The sequence below is a fragment of the Williamsia sp. Leaf354 genome (genome assembly GCF_001424365.1).
Lineage (GTDB): Bacteria > Actinomycetota > Actinomycetes > Mycobacteriales > Mycobacteriaceae > Williamsia_A.
The window spans coordinates 1,229,491-1,245,878 of sequence record NZ_LMPL01000001.1 but is presented as its reverse complement, the minus strand read 5'-3'; the positions used below and the strand labels follow the sequence as shown (position 1 = coordinate 1,245,878).

At 67.4% G+C, this 16,388-nt stretch carries 16 protein-coding genes; 7 read left to right on the top strand and 9 right to left on the bottom strand.

Annotation, left to right across the window (positions count from 1 at the left end):
- The first annotated feature begins 35 nt into the window (after positions 1-35).
- Positions 36-1,283, top strand: a complete 1,248-nt coding sequence (locus tag ASG12_RS06005) for a sensor domain-containing phosphodiesterase (protein WP_055786346.1) — start codon at positions 36-38, stop codon at positions 1,281-1,283.
- On the opposite strand, the gene ASG12_RS06000 is transcribed toward ASG12_RS06005, so the two are convergent.
- Genes ASG12_RS06000 through hsaA form a run of 6 tightly spaced genes read right to left on the bottom strand, consistent with a single transcriptional unit; the run spans position 1,280 to position 7,129 of the window.
- Positions 1,280-2,446 (bottom strand): sulfotransferase family protein, encoded by a 1,167-nt coding sequence (locus tag ASG12_RS06000; protein WP_055786343.1) that lies wholly within the window; start codon positions 2,444-2,446, stop codon positions 1,280-1,282. The genes ASG12_RS06005 and ASG12_RS06000 overlap by 4 nt on opposite strands.
- Before the next feature lie 28 nt (positions 2,447-2,474).
- Positions 2,475-3,257 carry an SDR family oxidoreductase gene (locus tag ASG12_RS05995; protein ID WP_055786340.1) on the bottom strand — a complete coding sequence of 261 codons (783 nt, stop codon included), beginning with the start codon at positions 3,255-3,257 and terminating at the stop codon, positions 2,475-2,477.
- A 7-nt stretch (positions 3,258-3,264) separates the two neighbouring features.
- Positions 3,265-4,446 (bottom strand): hypothetical protein, encoded by a 1,182-nt coding sequence (locus ASG12_RS05990; RefSeq protein WP_235456283.1) that lies wholly within the window; start codon positions 4,444-4,446, stop codon positions 3,265-3,267.
- On the bottom strand, positions 4,443-5,015 hold the full coding sequence (gene hsaB / locus ASG12_RS05985) for a 3-hydroxy-9,10-secoandrosta-1,3,5(10)-triene-9,17-dione monooxygenase reductase subunit (RefSeq protein ID WP_055786334.1): 573 nt from the start codon (positions 5,013-5,015) through the stop codon (positions 4,443-4,445). Before hsaB ends, ASG12_RS05990 begins: the two co-directional genes overlap by 4 nt.
- Position 5,016: 1 nt before the next feature.
- Positions 5,017-5,943 (bottom strand): iron-dependent extradiol dioxygenase HsaC, encoded by a 927-nt coding sequence (gene hsaC, locus ASG12_RS05980; protein ID WP_055786331.1) that lies wholly within the window; start codon positions 5,941-5,943, stop codon positions 5,017-5,019.
- 4 nt (positions 5,944-5,947) lie between these two features.
- Complete coding sequence (gene hsaA, locus ASG12_RS05975; protein WP_055786328.1) at positions 5,948-7,129, bottom strand: 3-hydroxy-9,10-secoandrosta-1,3,5(10)-triene-9,17-dione monooxygenase oxygenase subunit; 1,182 nt, start codon at positions 7,127-7,129, stop codon at positions 5,948-5,950.
- Between the two features lie 181 nt (positions 7,130-7,310).
- On the opposite strand from hsaA, the gene ASG12_RS05970 reads away from it, so the two are divergent.
- From ASG12_RS05970 to ASG12_RS05955, 4 genes are all read left to right on the top strand, one after another.
- Complete coding sequence (locus tag ASG12_RS05970; protein WP_055786326.1) at positions 7,311-8,513, top strand: Rieske 2Fe-2S domain-containing protein; 1,203 nt, start codon at positions 7,311-7,313, stop codon at positions 8,511-8,513.
- Positions 8,514-8,517: 4 nt separating this feature from the next.
- Complete coding sequence (locus ASG12_RS05965) at positions 8,518-8,880, top strand: hypothetical protein (protein ID WP_055786322.1); 363 nt, start codon at positions 8,518-8,520, stop codon at positions 8,878-8,880.
- 68 nt (positions 8,881-8,948) lie between these two features.
- Entirely contained in the window at positions 8,949-9,749 is an 801-nt protein-coding gene (locus tag ASG12_RS05960) for a VOC family protein (protein WP_055786319.1), read from the top strand.
- 117 nt (positions 9,750-9,866) lie between these two features.
- A complete protein-coding gene (locus ASG12_RS05955; protein ID WP_055786316.1) occupies positions 9,867-10,787 on the top strand; it encodes a type IV toxin-antitoxin system AbiEi family antitoxin domain-containing protein in 921 nt (306 codons plus the stop codon).
- Positions 10,788-10,852: 65 nt separating this feature from the next.
- Here ASG12_RS05955 and dmpG read toward each other — a convergent pair whose 3' ends face one another.
- Genes dmpG through ASG12_RS05940 form a run of 3 tightly spaced genes read right to left on the bottom strand, consistent with a single transcriptional unit; the run spans position 10,853 to position 13,625 of the window.
- Complete coding sequence (gene dmpG, locus ASG12_RS05950) at positions 10,853-11,917, bottom strand: 4-hydroxy-2-oxovalerate aldolase (protein ID WP_055786314.1); 1,065 nt, start codon at positions 11,915-11,917, stop codon at positions 10,853-10,855.
- A 1-nt stretch (position 11,918) separates the two neighbouring features.
- A complete protein-coding gene (locus ASG12_RS05945) occupies positions 11,919-12,818 on the bottom strand; it encodes an acetaldehyde dehydrogenase (acetylating) (protein WP_055786311.1) in 900 nt (299 codons plus the stop codon).
- 9 nt (positions 12,819-12,827) lie between these two features.
- Positions 12,828-13,625, bottom strand: coding sequence for a 2-keto-4-pentenoate hydratase (locus tag ASG12_RS05940; RefSeq protein WP_055786308.1), 798 nt, complete (start codon positions 13,623-13,625; stop codon positions 12,828-12,830).
- 171 nt (positions 13,626-13,796) lie between these two features.
- On the opposite strand from ASG12_RS05940, the gene kstD reads away from it, so the two are divergent.
- Together kstD and ASG12_RS05930 are read left to right on the top strand one after the other, a co-directional pair.
- The gene (kstD, locus tag ASG12_RS05935) at positions 13,797-15,512 is read left to right on the top strand and encodes a 3-oxosteroid 1-dehydrogenase (RefSeq protein WP_055786305.1); all 1,716 of its coding nucleotides are present in this window, start codon (positions 13,797-13,799) and stop codon (positions 15,510-15,512) included.
- Entirely contained in the window at positions 15,512-16,375 is an 864-nt protein-coding gene (locus ASG12_RS05930) for a MaoC/PaaZ C-terminal domain-containing protein (protein WP_055786302.1), read from the top strand. The genes kstD and ASG12_RS05930 overlap by 1 nt, the downstream gene beginning before the upstream one ends.
- Positions 16,376-16,388 lie beyond the last annotated feature (13 nt).

Genomic DNA, 16,388 nt, shown 5'->3' with positions numbered 1-16,388 from the left:
TCCGCTGTCGGGATCGCCGTATTACCATCGCGATGATGAACGACCGCTCGAGTTCGCGCGGCGGGAACGCGGCGAATTATGTGGACCCGAAGGCGGTCAGCGCTGCTCTGACCACCACTCTCGAACTCGCGGCGCGCGCGGTGGACTTCTCGATGGCGATCCTGCACATCCTCGACGACGAGAACCAGTACGTGCTCGCCGCGCACGGCGTCCGCGGACTCACCGGCACGGTCACGCCGCGACAGAACACCACCTGCCGCGAGGTCGTCGACACCGGACGTCCCCTCGTCATCGCCGACGCCACCAACTCGACGATCAACGAGTCGCTGCTCGACCCGCTGCGCAAGGCCGGACTGCGCACCTACGTCGGTGTGCCGCTGTTCAGTCGCGAGCACACCGCGATCGGGACGCTGTGCCTCACCGACACCGAGGTACGCGAACTCGACGTCGACGACCTCACCCTGCTGCAGAAGTACGCCCGCGTCCTCGAGGAGCAGCTCGAGTTGCAGCGCGACCGGGAGGTGACCGCCGGGGTCTACCCACTCGACGAGATCATCACCGGGCTCCAGCGCGGCGAGATCCGGCCGTACTTCCAGGCCATCGTCGATCCGCGCACCCGCCGCATGCACGGGTACGAGGCGCTGTGCCGCTGGATGCACCCCACCGACGGGCTGCTGCCGCCGAGTCGGTTCCTGCCCGCGGTCCGCGACACCGACATCATGCTCGACATCGACCTGTCGGTGATGCGCACCGCGATGACGGTGATGGCCGGGTCGTCGGACACCGTCGTCCACGTCAACGTCGACGGCGCGCACCTGATCCGACCAGCACGACTGCACCTCCTGCTCGACGCCGTCGCCGAGGGCGCACTGCCCGCCGAACGCCTGTGCCTGGAACTCGTCGAATCGGCCACCCTCGACGACACGGAGGCCATCGAGGCGATCTCCGCGCTGCGAGCTCTCGGCACCCACATCGTGATCGACGACGTGGGACGCGGATGGTCGTCGCTGAGCCGCATGATCACCTGGCCCATCGACGGTTTCAAGATCGACGCATCGCTCACCGCCGGCCTCGGCACCGACGTCGTCGATCATCTTCTCAGCGGACTCATCAGCCATGCCTCGGCCAACAATCTCAGCGTGATCGCCGAGGGGATCGAGACCCCCGAGCAGGTCACCTCGCTGATCGCGCTGCACTGCCCGCTGGCGCAGGGGTACCACTTCCAGGTGCCGCAGCCCTATCCGATCGCCCTACGGGCCGGTGACGTGACCGAACGCATCTAGCGTCGGGCGACCAGCCCGTCGAACGCCTCGTCGACCGCGGTCTCGGTGAGACCGAAGTCCTCCAGCGAATAGCGGTGCACCGGTTTGCGATCGCCGCTCTTGCTCTCGGCGTCCATCGCCGTCATCGCCGCGCGCGCCTCGTCGCCGAGCGGGGTGCCCAGAGCGGTGTAGATCGTCTCGACCGCGCCGAGGGGGTCGTCACGCAGGTCGGTGAAGTCGATGTCGACGAAGGAGGCGGGATCGTGTCGGCTGCGTGCCTCGGTGAATCGCTGCAGGCCCCGTGACCACAGTTCGAGTTGGGTCGCACCGATGGTGTCGCCGACGAACGTCGTCGACCACCCGTCGGTGGCGCTGGCGGCCAACGAGCACATCGATCCGATGATCGTGCGTGGCGGCCGATGAGTCTGGACCACGAGGGCGTCGGGGTAGACGGCGAGCAGTTCGTCGAGCGCGAACAGGTGGCTCGGATTCTTGAGCACCCAACGCTTCTCGGGGTCGTTCGCACCGATCAGCGCCAGGTTGCGACGGTGACGTTCGTAGGCCGGCGTCCAGTCTCTACCGTCGAGCCAGCGCGAGTAGGTCGGCAGATGCGCCAGCGACTCGTACGAGATCGACATCATCGTCTGCCGGAGCAGTTGCCAGCACTCCTCGACGTCGTCGGCGCTCATGTAGTGCAGGCCCATGAACTCCGGGTACTCCACGTGGTGTTGCTCGAGACCGGCATTGATCTGTTGGAACACCGGATTCGCGGCCCACGTGTCGCGTGGCGGGCGCGGTTGCGGGAACTCCGCCAGCCACATCTCGAGACCCTGATGCGCGGGATCGGCGGTCAGCAGGCGGTGCAGTGCCGTGGTGCCCGTCCGCGGCAGCCCGGTGACGAAGATCGGCCGGGTGATCGGGGTCGAGGACAACCCGGGGTTCGCGGTGAACGACGCCTGACTGACCAACCGCGCGACCAGTGCGCCGCGGAGGAAGAACCGGGACATCTTGCTGCCCAGTTCGGTCAACCCGGCGTCACGCTGATAACTCTCCAACAGCACCGACAGGCCCTCGCGATAGTCGCCGCCGTGGGGCTCGTCGCTGCCGAAATCGTCGAGGCCGCAGGCCTTGATCGCCGAGGCGTGCAGATCCTCGACGGTGCCCACACCGGTACGTCCGGTCATGATCGTCCTCCACTCATCCGTTCGCCGGTCAGCAGTGGTACTCACCGCAGTTGACGTCGAGGGTCTGCCCGGTGATCGCACTGGCCCAGTCCGACGCCAGGAACACCACCGCCCGGGCGATCTCGTCGGGTTCGGGCAGTCGTTTGAGGTCCGACTTCGAGGCCGTCTCGCGATAGACGTCGTCGGGGCTGATGTCGTACTTCCTCGCGACCTCGCCGAAGTACCACCGGAGCTGGTCGTCCCAGATGTACCCGGGCGCCACGCTGTTCACCCGGATGCCCTTGTCTCCCAGTTCGGTGGCCAGGGTCTGCGACATCGCCAGCAGCGCGGCCTTGGCGAGTTTGTAACTGCCGTAGCGAGGTTCGCTGTGGCGCAGGACCATCGAGTTGATCATCACCACCGCGCCGGACGTCGCGCCCAGGGCCTCGGTGAACGCCTTCGTCATGCGCAGGCCGCCGAGGACGGTGAGGTCGAGACTGGAGGTGATGGCGTCGAAGTCGGTGCGGGCCAACGGCTTCATCGACGGTAGGGCGAAGGCGTTGTTGACAAGGGCGTCGACGCGGCCGAACCGCTCCACCGTCGCCGTGACGAGGGCGTCGACCGCCTCGTCGGAGGTGATGTCGGTCGGCACCGCGTGCGCGACACCACCGGCGGTGGTGATCTCGTCGGCCACCGCGTGCAGACGTTCGGGGGTACGTGCCGCCAGCACGACCGATGCCCCGGCCGCGGCGGCCTGCAGGCAGATCGACCGCCCCAATCCGGGACCCACGCCGCCGACCACGACGACCTTGCCGTCCAGGAGTCCGGTCATCTCGTCCTCACCCCAGCATCCTGCTCGCGACGCCGCGCTGTCGGGCGGCGATCCGCTCCCGCCAACCGTCGGCGTCGATCACGTTGTGGGCGTGGAACGGGAGATGTTGCGCGACATCGTCGAAGGCGATGACCTGCGCGGTGGGGCCCGCGCTCGCGGGGATGGGCGCCGAGGTGCGTTGCCACCGGATCTGCAGGATGCCGTGGCTGCGGCCGGTGGTCTCGATCCAGTTGGCGACACCGGGATCGCGGCGGGAGACCACCATGCGGATCATGCCGTCGGGGTCGGTCTGCGCCTGGGCGGTGTTGAGGCTGGTCTGATGACCGATGTAGTCGAGCGAGATGTACCACATGCTCCCCAACTGGAAACCCTGGTACGGCGCATCGGATCTGGGGACCGTGATGATCATGGCCTCGTCGTCGGCGAGATCGTAGTGCCCGACGGAGGAGAACTGCGTCGACAGTCCGCCGGGGGTGAGACGGGGCTCGGTGAAGGTGTTCACCGGCAGGTCGAGATAGAACCACTTCGGGAAGTTGAACCAGGTGTTGATCCGCGAGAGCAACATCTTGCCGGCCACCCGATACCGCTTGGTGAGGACGGTCATGTCGGGTTCGTCGGCCGGTGTCCCGACGGTGTCGACACGCTCGATCGCGATGGTCCCCTTCTGCTCGGTCAGCCAGTCGCCGAACACCTCTCGGACCGAGAGCGTGGTGGCCCCGTCGGCGAGGGTGAAATGATTCGGCCGCGTCTCGTCGGGTCCGTAGGGGCCGAACCACAGTTCGAAGGAACCGTCGGCGGCGATGTCGAGGCGTCGGTCGTCGAACGCGTCGTCGCCACCGGGAACCCGGTCGGGGTCGTAGTTGCCGGTGATCACCTGGAAACTGAGATCGGTCGTGGTGCCCCGCGTCCCGGTGACCCGGTACTCGGCGCCGGCCACGAGATCGGCGCTGTAGTACAGGGTGTCGGGGTTGTCGAGACCCATCTTCGTGTAGGGGCCGGTGGAGGTGACGAAGAACGGGTGGGTCAGCGCCCGCGACCACGCGAGTTGCATCACCGCGTGGATGCTCTGCCCGAGATAGCTGTACCCCTCGGCGAGATCGATGTCGGTGCGGATGAAATCGGCTCCGCGGATCAACTCCTCGGCCTCGGCGATCGCCGCGGTCAGCGGTGCGGTGATGTCGCCCGTCACAGCCACGTGTCGCCTCCGGTCCAGGTGAGGAAGTTCTCGAGCTCGGCCTGCGCCGGCGTCACCCGCGGATGTTCGGTCGACAGATAGCCACCGCGATAGAACAGCAACGGCTTGTCCTGCAGCATCTCGCCGAGCACGGTGACCCTGCCGATCACGATGAAGTGGTCACCGCCATCGTCGACGCGTTCGATGTCGCACTGCGCCCACGTGATGCAGTGGCGGATCACCGGCAGGCCCCCGGGTGACCGGTCCCAGTCGATGTGGGCGAACTTGTCGGTGCCCGGCGCGCCGAAGGTGGCGCTGACGTCCTGCTGGTGGTTGGACAGGATGTTCACGCAGAACCGACCGGCCGTCTCGATGACCTTCCAGCTGCGCGAGGTCTTCTGCGGACAGAAGAGCACCAGCGGCGGGTCGAGCGACAGCGCCGCGAACGACTGGCAGGCGAACCCGGCCGGTGCTCCCTCGGCGTCGAGGGTGGTGATCACGGTGACCCCGGTGCAGAACTGCCCCATCGCGGTGCGGAACTGGCGCGGGTCGAAATCGGTGGTGCCTCGCGAGGCGTGACTCATGTCAGTTCGCGAACCCGATGGAGAAGTCGTGACCCCAGAGACTCACCGCGGTGCTCTCGCGCGCCACCCATTCGTGATCGTCCACAGTGCGCCCCTCGCAACCGAATTCGATGTCGAACCCACCGGGGGTCTTCATGTAGAAGGAGTACATGAGGTCGTTGACGTGGCGGCCCAGGGTCGCCGACATCGGGACCTTCTTGCGCAGCGCCCGGTCGTGGGCGAGGCCGACATCGTCGGTGGAGCCCACCTCGACCATGAGGTGCACGATCCCCGTGGTGTTCGGGATCGGCAGGAAAGCCAGGCTGTGGTGGCGCGGATTGCATCCGAAGAACCGCAGCCACGGGGCCGGGTCGCCCTCGTTGCGCCCGACCACCTGCGGGGGCAGGCGCATCGAGTCGCGCAGACGGAAGCCGAGGACGTCGCGATAGAACTCGAGCGAGGCCTCGTCGTCGTCGGTGGTGAGCACCACGTGCCCGAGGCCCTGTTCACCGGTGACGAAGGTGTGCCCGTACGGACTCACCACCCGTCGATGCTGCAGCGCCACACCGTGAAACGCCTCGAGGACGTTGCCGGTGGGATCGGAGAACACGATCATCTCCACGACCTGACGGTCGAGCAGTTCTTCGTCCTTCGCCTCGCGGTAGACGATGCCCGCCGCCGACAGCCGGTCGCGCACCTGCTGCAGCCCTGCGGCGTTCGCACATTCCCAGCCCGACGAGGCGAGGTGGTCGCGGTCACCGGGGACGATGACCAGTCGCGCCGGGAAGTCGTCCATGCGCAGGTAGAGAGCGCCTTCGGTGGTGCCCTTGCCCTCCACCATGCCGAGGACCTTGAGTCCGTAGTCGCGCCAGGCCGCCATGTCGGTGGCCTCGATGCGCATGTATCCGAGCGAGCGGATCGGTCCGGAGTCGGTGGTTGCCGAGACCATGCGCTCAGACCATCGTGTCGCCGATGGGGATGCCGTACTCCCCGTTGGCGAAGGCCTGGTAGGCGCGCTCGGCATCGTTGGCGGCGTGCACACGGCCGGCGTGGGCGTCCCGCCAGAAGCGTTGCAGCGGTTGATCACTGTCGAGTGCCCGGGCGCCGGCGGCCTCGAAGAGGCGGTCGATGGCGGAGATCGAGCGTGACGAGGCACGGACCTGATCGCGACGGGCACGCAGCCGCAGCTCCATCGGGACCTCCTTGCCGGCCACGATGAGGTCGTATTCGTCCTGGACATTGCCGGAGAGCTGACGCCAGGCGGCATCGATGTCGCTGGCGGCCTCGGCGATACGGACCTTGCCGAACGGGTCGTCCTTCGCCTTCTCGCCGGCGTAGGCCGCGCGGACACGCTTGCCCTGGGCCTCGACGTGTGCGGCGTACGCGCCGTAGCCCATCCCGACGACCGGGGTCGAGATCACGGTCGGATGGATGGTGCCCCAGGGCATCTCGTAGACCGGGGCGGTGTTGGTCTCGAGGCCGGGTGCGGTGCCGGTGGCCATGGCGCGGAAGCTGAGCATGCGATGCGAGGGCACGAAGGCGTCCTTCACGACCAGCGTGTTCGATCCGGTGCCCTTGAGTCCGGCGACATGCCAGACGTCGCGGATCTCGTAGTCGCTGCGGGGCAACAGGTAGCTGACGAAGTCGACGGGCTTGCCGTTCTTGAACACCGGGCCACCGACGAAGGTCCACTGCGCGTGGTCACACCCCGACGACCAGTGCCACTCGCCGTTCACCTTGTAGCCGCCGTCGACGACCTCACCCATGCCCATCGGCGCGTAGGAGGAACCGATGCGGGTGGTCGGGTCGTCACCCCACACCTCTTCCTGGGCCTGCTGGGGGAACAGGGCGAGATGCCAGTTGTGGATACCGAGGATCGACGAGACCCAGCCGGTCGATCCGCACGCACTCGCCAGCCGGCGGACCGCCTCGTAGTACGTGACCGGGTCGACCTCGTAGCCACCCCACTGGGAGGGCTGGACGAGCTTGAAGAAGCCCACCTCGTCGAGGCTGTCGATGGTCTCGGCGGGAATGCGGCGCTGATCCTCGCACTCCTGGGCACGCTTCTCGATCTCGGGCAGCAGGGAATCGATCTTGTTCAGCACCTCGATGCCGATCTCACTCCGCTGTGTCATGCGCGCACTCCCAACTCCTGGTGAACAATCTCGGATCCAAGACTAGAACACGTTCTCATTTATGTCGAGGCCTGCACGTTTGTGCCGGTACAGTGGCGTCTCGAAGGGCATTTCTGTAACGTGTTCTACTGATGATGCCGCGGGTACACGCCGCGTGTGGCCGTTCGCGAGGAGCGTTGAGATGACTGATCTGCAGAACGATGTCGCCATCCGCGAGATCGACACCGGGACCCCGCCCACCCGCTTCGCCCGGGGGTGGCACTGCCTGGGTCTGGCCTCGGAGTTCACCGACGGCACTCCCCACTCCGTCGAGGCCTTCGGCACGAAGCTCGTCGTGTGGGCCGGTGCAGATGGCGAGCCGAAGATCCTCGACGCGTACTGCCGTCACATGGGCGGCGACCTGTCGAAGGGCAGCGTGAAGGACGGCAACATCGCTTGTCCGTTCCACGACTGGCGCTGGAAGGGCAACGGCCGTTGCGCCGGTGTCCCCTACGCCAAGCGCACACCCAAGCTCGCGAAGACCCGCGCCTGGCCGACGATGATCCGCAACGGACAGCTGTTCGTCTACAACGATCCCGAGGGCAATCCCCCGCCCGCCGACGTCGTGATCCCCGAGATCGAGGAGTTCGGCACCGGCGAGTGGACCGACTGGACGTGGAACCGCATCGTCATCGAGGGCTCCAACTGCCGCGAGATCATCGACAACGTCGTCGACATGGCGCACTTCTTCTACATCCACTATGCGCTCCCCGACTACTTCAAGAACGTCTTCGAGGGCGAGACCGCGGCGCAGTACATGAACTCGCGCGGCCGGCCCGACATCGAGCTGACGTCGGCCTACGGTGACAGCTACCTGAAATCGATTGCGGCCTACTACGGTCCGGCCTACATGCTGAACCCGATGCACCAGACCTACGGCGGTTACGCGATCGAGACGATCCTGACCAACTGCCACTACCCCATCGACAACAACTCGTTCGTGTTGATGTTCGGCGTGATGGCCAAGAAGCCCGACGGCTTGTCCGAAGAGCAGGCGCAGGGTATGGCGCGCAAGATCTCCGAGGGCGTCGAGGTCGGGTTCCTGCAGGACGTCGAGATCTGGAAGCACAAGAGCCGCATCGACAATCCGCTCCTCGTCGAGGAGGACGGCCCGGTCTATCAGCTGCGCCGGTGGTACGAGCAGTTCTACGTCGACGCCGCCGACGTCACCGAGGAGATGACGGCGCGCTACGAGTACGAGATCGACACCACCAAGGCCCTGGAGAACTGGGGTGTCGAGGTCGAGGACAACCTGCGCCGCAAGGCCGCGGGCGAGGACACCGAGTCCGACATCCGGGCCGAGCAGCAGAAGCTCTCGGCGACCAACGACGCCGCGAAGGTGTGACCCGATGACGCGGGCCGTCGACCGACCGGCAGGGTCGGTCGGTGCGTGGGCGAAAGCCCCCGACTTCGCCGACGACCCGCACCGGCGTGCCGAGATCGCCTCGGCCACCGACCGCGATCGGGCGCACTACCTGTGCGACGGGCTGCGCGAGATCGAGTGCCGGGCGTGCCACGCCTGCGTGATGGTGAAGAAGATCAGCGAGTTCCAGACCAGCGTGCAGTGGTCGGGCGAGGCCCGGGCGCAGTGCTCGGAGCTGACCCGGGTCCGCGACAGCGGCGGCAACCCGGCGATGACCCCGACGTGTTCACGCCTGTCGGCCAGCATCGATCACGGTGTCATCGAGGGGATCATCCCGCCGCACGGGTGAATGGGCGATGATTTCTCGCGTCGTCGCCGGTCTGTACCGGTGACATCCACCCGCGAGAGGATCTGACGATGACCGAGTACTCCGCGCCCGCCGGCGCACCCATCTGGTTCGACCTGATGAGCTCTGACCCCGCACGGGCCGCGGAGTTCTACGGTGCGGTGTTCGGCTGGGAGGTCGAGGGACCGCCGCGCGAGGAGTTCGGCGGATACCAGAACTTCACCCGCGCCGGAGCCCGCATCGCGGGGCTGAGCCCGTGGATGGAACAGGCGGGCGGACCGGCGAACGTGTGGTCGGTGTACCTGCACGCCCCCGATGCCGCCGCCACCGTCGCGGCCGCCGAGAAGGCCGGGGCCACCGTGATCGTCCCGCCGATGGCCGTCGGCACCGAGGGCACGATGGCGATGGTCACCGATCCGGCCGGTGCCGCGATCGGGTTCTGGCAGCCCGCCGACCATGTCGGGTTCACCACCTGGGGCGAACACGGCGCGCCCTACTGGTTCGAGAGCCAGTCGAAGGACTACGACGCCTCGACCGCGTTCTACTCGACGGTGGCGGGGGCGACCCTGCTCGAGGTCGGCACCGGTGGCGCCGAGGACTCTCAGGGCCCGGAGCGCTACTCGCAGTTGATGTACGGCGAACTGGGCTACGCCGGGATCATGGACGCGGTGAAGGTGTTCCCGCCCGAGGTGCCGTCGTTCTGGCAGTTCTACGTCACCGTCGACGACGTCGCCGCGACCAGCGCGACGATCGCCGACCTGGGCGGCGAGATCATGATGGCCGGCGAGGTGACCCCCTTCGGCACCCTCGGCGCCGCCAAGGACCCCCTCGGTGCCGTCTTCTGTTACGCCTCACCCCCCGAAGGCATGTAGCCCCTCGCGTTCGCGCGCCGTCCGTTCATCCGCGCGTCCATCGTGGCGCGCGGATGAACGGTGGACGCGCGTCGGGGCGGCACGGAACCCCAGGCGGCACGGCCGCGTCGAAGTGCCGTGACCACATATCCCACTGATCGTCACGGACTGATCCACCGGTCCGCAGCCCTCGCAGCGGGGTTCGGCGACACCGAGATCACCCGTGCGGTGACCCGCCGCGAGCTCGTCCGAGTGGCCCGAGGCGTGTTCGTGGTGCCGGCAGATCGGACGCCCGAGGAACTGCACCGCCTGAGCGCCATCGCGACCGGCACCTCGACGGACACTGTTCTGAGTCACCAGTCGGCGGCCACGGTCCACGGTCTCGAGATGCTCCGCCCGAACCTGCGACGGGTCCACCTGACGACCGGCACGCTGTCGGGCGGCCGTCGGAGTTCGGTGCGTCACGAACACGTCGGCGTTCTCGGAGAGTCCGACATCGTCACCGTTGGCGGCATCCGGGTCACCTCGCTCGAGCGCACCGCGGTTGACGTGGCGCGGACGACCACAATGGGCTTCGCAGGCGCGCTCGCGGTATTCGATTCGGCGTTGCGTCTCGGAGCCGATCGCGGGGTCATGGAGGCCATGATGGCGTCGTCGGCGCGCGGGATCGGGCAGGCTCGGCGAGCCCTCCGTCACGCCGACGGCGAGTCGGAGAATCCCGGTGAATCGTGGAGTCGCGCCCAGATGATCGAGGCCGGTCTGCTGACGCCGCGTCTGCAACACGAGTTCTCCGACAGAACCGGGAACGTCATCGCGCGGACCGACTTCGACTGGGCCGGTCTCCTCGTCGGGGAGTTCGACGGGATGGCGAAATACCAGAAGCACCTGCGTCCGGGCGAGACACCGTTCGACGCGATGCGCCGCGAGAAGGAGCGGGAAGACGCTCTGCGAGGACTGGGCATCATGGTGCTCCGGTGGACATGGCGCGACCTCGAACGCGGGCTCGTGGTGCCGATGATCCGGGACTGGCTCGTACGATTGCGGCTCACCGCAGCGTGAACGCGCGTCCACCGCTCATCCGCGCGGCGATCTGGACGCGCAGATGAACGGTGGTCGCGCGAACGTCACACGCCGGCGTTGGCGTCCTGTTTCTTGCGGAGTTCGAGGGCGATGTCGATGAGTTGGTCCTCCTGGCCGCCGACGAGTTTGCGGGCGCCGGCCTCGAGGAGGATCTCGGCGACCGAGACGTCGTACTTGGCGGCGTGGCCCTCGGCGTGTTTGAGGAACGAGCTGTAACAGCCGGCGTAGCCCATCATCATCGCGGCGCGGTCGACGAGGCACTCGCTGGGCATGATCGGCGCGACGACATCCTGTGCGGCGTCGGCGATCTTCATGAAGTCGATGCCGGTGCGGATGCCGAGCTTGTCGCACACCCCGACGAACGCCTCGACCGGGGTGTTGCCTGCACCGGCGCCGAAACGCCGCACCGAGCCGTCGATCTGTCGGGCGCCGGCCCGCACGGCCGCGATCGAGTTCGCGACGGCGATGTCGAGGTTCTCGTGACCGTGGAACCCGACCTGGGCGTCGTCGCCGAGCTCGGCGACCAACGCCGACACCCGATCCGACACCTGCTCGAGCACGAGGGCGCCCGCGGAGTCGACGACGTAGACGCACTGGCAGCCGGCGTCGACCTGGATGCGGGCCTGGGCGGCGAGCACCTCGGGCGGCTGGCTGTGGCTCATCATGAGGAACCCGACCGTCTCGAGGCCGAGTTCGCGCGCCAGCCCGAAGTGCTGGATCGACACGTCGGCCTCGGTGCAGTGGGTGGCGATGCGGCAGATCTGCGCGCCGTTGTCCTGCGCGGCGCGGATGTCGTCCTTCACCCCCAGACCTGGGAGCATGAGGAAGGCGATCTTCGCGTTCTGCGCGGTCTCGACCGCAGCGGAGATCAGCTGCTGTTCCGGCGTCTTCGAGAAGCCGTAGTTGAACGACGACCCACCGAGACCGTCACCGTGGGTGACCTCGATGACCGGCACACCGGCGCCGTCGAGGGCACCGACGATGTCGCGGACGTTCTGCTCGGTGAACTGGTGGCGCATGTGGTGGCTGCCGTCGCGCAGCGACGAGTCGGTGACCCGGATGTCGAGGGTGTCGGAGTACGCGATTGCACTCATCTGTGTACCAGTCATGTCAGATCCCCAGCTTCTGCTTGGCCAGTTCTTCGCCGACCTTCGTGGCGGCGGCGGTCATGATGTCGAGGTTGCCCGCATACGGCGGGAGGAAGTCGCCGGCGCCCTCGACCTCCACGAAGATCGACACCCGGGCCATGCCCCCGTTGATGGCGCTCGGCGGATCGAACTGGGGGTCCTGCAGCAGCCGGTATCCCGGCACATACGACTGGATCTCTTTCTCGCGGCGGTGGATCGACTCGGCGATCGCGTCGGTGTCCGCATCCTCTGGTATCGCGCAGAAGATGGTGTCGCGCATGATCATCGGCGGATCAGCGGGGTTGAGGATGATGATCGCCTTGCCCCGTGTCGCCCCGCCGATCGTCTCGATCCCCCGCGAGGTGGTCTTGGTGAACTCGTCGATGTTCGCCCGGGTACCCGGACCGGCCGACACTGACGCCACCGAGGCCACGATCTCGGCGTAGGCCACCGGCACCACCGACGACACCGCGTGCACCATCGGGATCGTCGCCTGACCACCGCAGGTGATCATGTTCGTGTTCGGCTTGTCGAGGTGCTCACGCAGATTCGCCGGCGGCACCACGGCCGGTCCGACCGCGGCCGGGGTGAGGTCGATCGCGGTGATGCCGGCCGCCTCGTATCGCGGCGCGTACTCGCGATGGACATACGCCGAGGTCGCCTCGAAGATGAGATCCGGCTTCTCCGACGAGCCGAGGAGCTCCTCGGCTCCACCGGACATCGTGATCAACCCGTGGTCGGCGGCCCGTTTCATGCCCTCGGAATCGGAGTCGATCCCGACCATCCAGCGCGGCGAGATCACCTCGGAGCGTTCGAGTTTGTACATCAGATCGGTCCCGATGTTGCCCGATCCGATGATCGCGGCGGTGACCTTGGCTGTCACGTCGTCTCCTCAGTTCTCGTTCGAAAAATCTGCGGTCACCGAACCCAGGCCGACGAACTCGGCACGGAACCGATCGCCGGGCCGCACGTCGATCGCGCGTGTCGCGGTGCCGGGCAGGATCACGTCGCCCGCGCGCAGCCGCACCCCGAAACCGTCGACCTTGCGCGCCAGCCACGACACCGCGGTGAGCGGGTGGCCGAGCACCGCCGACGAATTGCCCTTCGCGATGACCTCGCCGTTGCGGGTGAGTTCGGCGTCGATGTCGCCGGTGTCGATGTCGGCGATCGCGACACGCTCGTCACCGAGGATCCAGCCACACGACGACGCGTTGTCGGCGATCGTGTCGCACAAAGTGATCCGCCAGTCACGGATCCGCGAATCGATCAGCTCGATCGCGGGCACCACCCACTCGACCGCATCGATCACGTCGTCGTTGGTGCACCCCGCGCCGGGGAGGTCCTTGCCCAAGATGAACCCGACCTCGACCTCCACACGGGGGAAGCAGAACCGGCCTGCATCGATGGGCGCGTCCTGGCGGTAACCCATCGTGTCGAGGAGGTGGCCGTAGTCGGGCTCGTCGACACCCATCATCTGCTGCATCGCCTCCGACGCCAGGCCCACCTTGTGACCCACCACTCGGGCGCCACCGGCCACCCGCCGGGCGATGTTGCGCAGCTGGATCTCGTAGGCATCGACCACGTCGAGATCGGGATACGACGCAGTCGGCGGCTCGATCGCCTGCGCACGGGCCTCGGCGTCGGCAAGGGTGTGCGCGATGTGATCGCGCACGTCGTCGGGAACCGTCACGTCTGCGCCCTCTTTCGTAGGAACGTGTTGCCGTTTCGCCGACAAACGTCGGTGGTGAACCATCGTCCACCTGGTATAGCCTGCACGAAGACCAATTCTATAACGTGTTCTAGATTTGCGGGAGGGCGGTGTCCCACGGACACCGTCCCCGAGAGAGCGAAAGGGCCGGCCATGACCAGCACAGACCACCTCGAAGCGGAGTACGACGTCGTCGTCGTGGGCGCGGGTGGCGCAGGGATGAGCGCCGCGATCACCGCCGCGTCGCAGGGCCTGAAGACGGTCATCATCGAGAAGTCCGCGTACTGGGGCGGATCGACATCCCGCTCGGGCGGCGGCGTGTGGATCCCGAACAACTCCATCCTCGAGCGTGACGGCGTGAAAGACGATCCCGAGGCCGCGCGCACCTACGTCCGGTCGATCGTCGGCGACGTGGTCGCCCCCGAGCGCATCGACGCCTACATCGACAACGGCCCGAAGGTGCTCGACTTCCTCTCCGAGCACGCACCGCTCGATCTGGAGTGGGTGAAGAACTACTCCGACTACTACCCCGAGGCCCCCGGCGGGCGGGTCGGTGGGCGTTCGTGCGAGCCGCGACCGTTCAACGCCAAGAAGCTGGGCGCCGACTTCGCGAACCTCCACCCGCAGTACACGAAGGCCCCGCTCGGTGTCGTGGTGAAGCAGTCGGACTACCGCTGGCTCTCGACCGGTCTGCGCCACTGGCGCGGCCCGCTGAAGATCATGCAGGTGGGTCTGCGCATGATCTGGGGTCGCGTCACCCGCAAGCACCTCATCGGCATGGGTGCCGCCCTGATGAGCGAACTGCTGCTCGGCGTCCGCAAACTCGGGGTGCCGCTGCTGCTCAACACCGGCCTCACCGATCTGGTCACCGAGAACGGTCGCGTCGTGGGGGTGACCGTCGACGCCGACGGGACACCGACGACCATCCGCGCGCGCAAGGGCGTCATCCTCGCCTGCGGCGGTTTCGAGCACAACGAGGAGATGCGCAAGAAGTACCAGCGCGAGCCGATCGGCACCGAGTGGACCACCGGCGCACCCAGCAACACCGGCGACGGCATCAACGCGGGCATCAAGATCGGTGCCGCGGTGAGCTTCATGGAGGACTCCTGGTGGGGCCCGACGATCATGCTCCCCCGCGGACCGTGGTTCGCCCTGGCCGAGCGCTCGCTGCCGTGTTCGTTCATGGTCAACACCCGCGGGAAGCGGTTCATGAACGAGTCACTCCCCTACGTCGAGGCCGTGCACCAGATGTTCGGCGGCGAGTACGGCCAGGGTGAGGGCCCAGGCGAGAACATCCCGGCATGGCTCGTGTTCGATCAGACCTACCGCGACCGCTACATGTTCGCGTCGGTGTCGGGACGACAGCCGTTGCCCGGCAAATGGTTCACGACCGGCGCGGTGCTCAAGGCCGGCACGCTGGAGAGCCTCGCCGAGAAGATGGACGTCCCCGCCGACGCACTCGTCGCGACGGCGGAACGCTTCAACGGGTTCGCGCGCAACGGGTCCGACGAGGATTTCGGCCGCGGCGTGAGCAAGTACGACCACTACTACGGCGACATCACCAACAAGCCCAACCCCAGCCTCGGTGAACTCACCAAGGCGCCGTACTACGCGGTGAAGATGTTCCCCGGCGACCTCGGCACCAAGGGCGGCATCAACACCGATGTGGCCGGACGCGCTCTGCGCGAGGACGGTTCGATCATCGAGGGCCTCTACGCCGCGGGCAACACGAGCAGCCCGGTGATGGGCCACACCTACGCCGGTCCGGGCGCCACCATCGGCCCCGCGATGGTGTTCGGCTACCTCGCCGCCATGGACATCGCGGCGAGCGACACGGTGTCTGTCGGGTCGGACCGGCAGGCCGGCTGATGCCGATCGATCCGTCGATCGCGGTCGGCGCCGACCTCGGCGAGGTGTCGTTCGAGTGGTCGGCGTCCGATGTGGCGCTGTACAACCTGGGCGTCGGCGCGGCCGGTGACCCGCTCGACACCCGCGGCCTGCGCTACGTCGACGACACGGCGCCGACGGTCCTGCCGACCTTCGCGACGGTGGCGGAGAACTTCCACGCGACGTCGGCACCGACGGTGTCGTTCCCCGGCATCGAGATCGACCTCGCGAAGGTCGTGCACGGCAGCCAGCAGGTGACGATGCATCGCCCGATCCCCGCGAGCGGCACGGCGACCACGCGGTCTCGGTTGGCCGAGGTGCAGGACAAGGGATCGGCGGCGGTCGTGTTCACCGAGGCGCAGACCGTCGACGCCGACGGCGAACTGCTGTGGAGTTCGCGGTCGTCGATCTTCGCCAAGGGCGAGGGCGGGTTCGGTGGTGACCGGGGCGCATCCGAGCGGGTGGAGTATCCCGATCGCGCACCCGACCATGTGCTCACCGTGCCGACCCGTCCGAACCAGGCACTGCTGTATCGACTGTGTGGCGATCGCAACCCGCTGCACTCCGATCCGGCGTTCGCCGCGGGCGCCGGGTTCCCCGCGCCGATCCTGCACGGCCTGTGCAGCTACGGGACCGTGTGTCGCGCGCTCGTCGACGAGGTGCTCGGCGGTGACGTCGACGCGGTCGGTGCGTTCAGTGCGAAGTTCGCGGGTGTGTTCTTCCCCGGCGAGACGTTCCGGATCTCGGTGTGGGACACCGGTACCGACCTGCTGGCCACCGCGACCGCCGCCGAACGCGACGACGCGCCGGTCCTGGGCAACGTGGTGCTGAGCCGCCGCGCCTGACATCACCCCACCG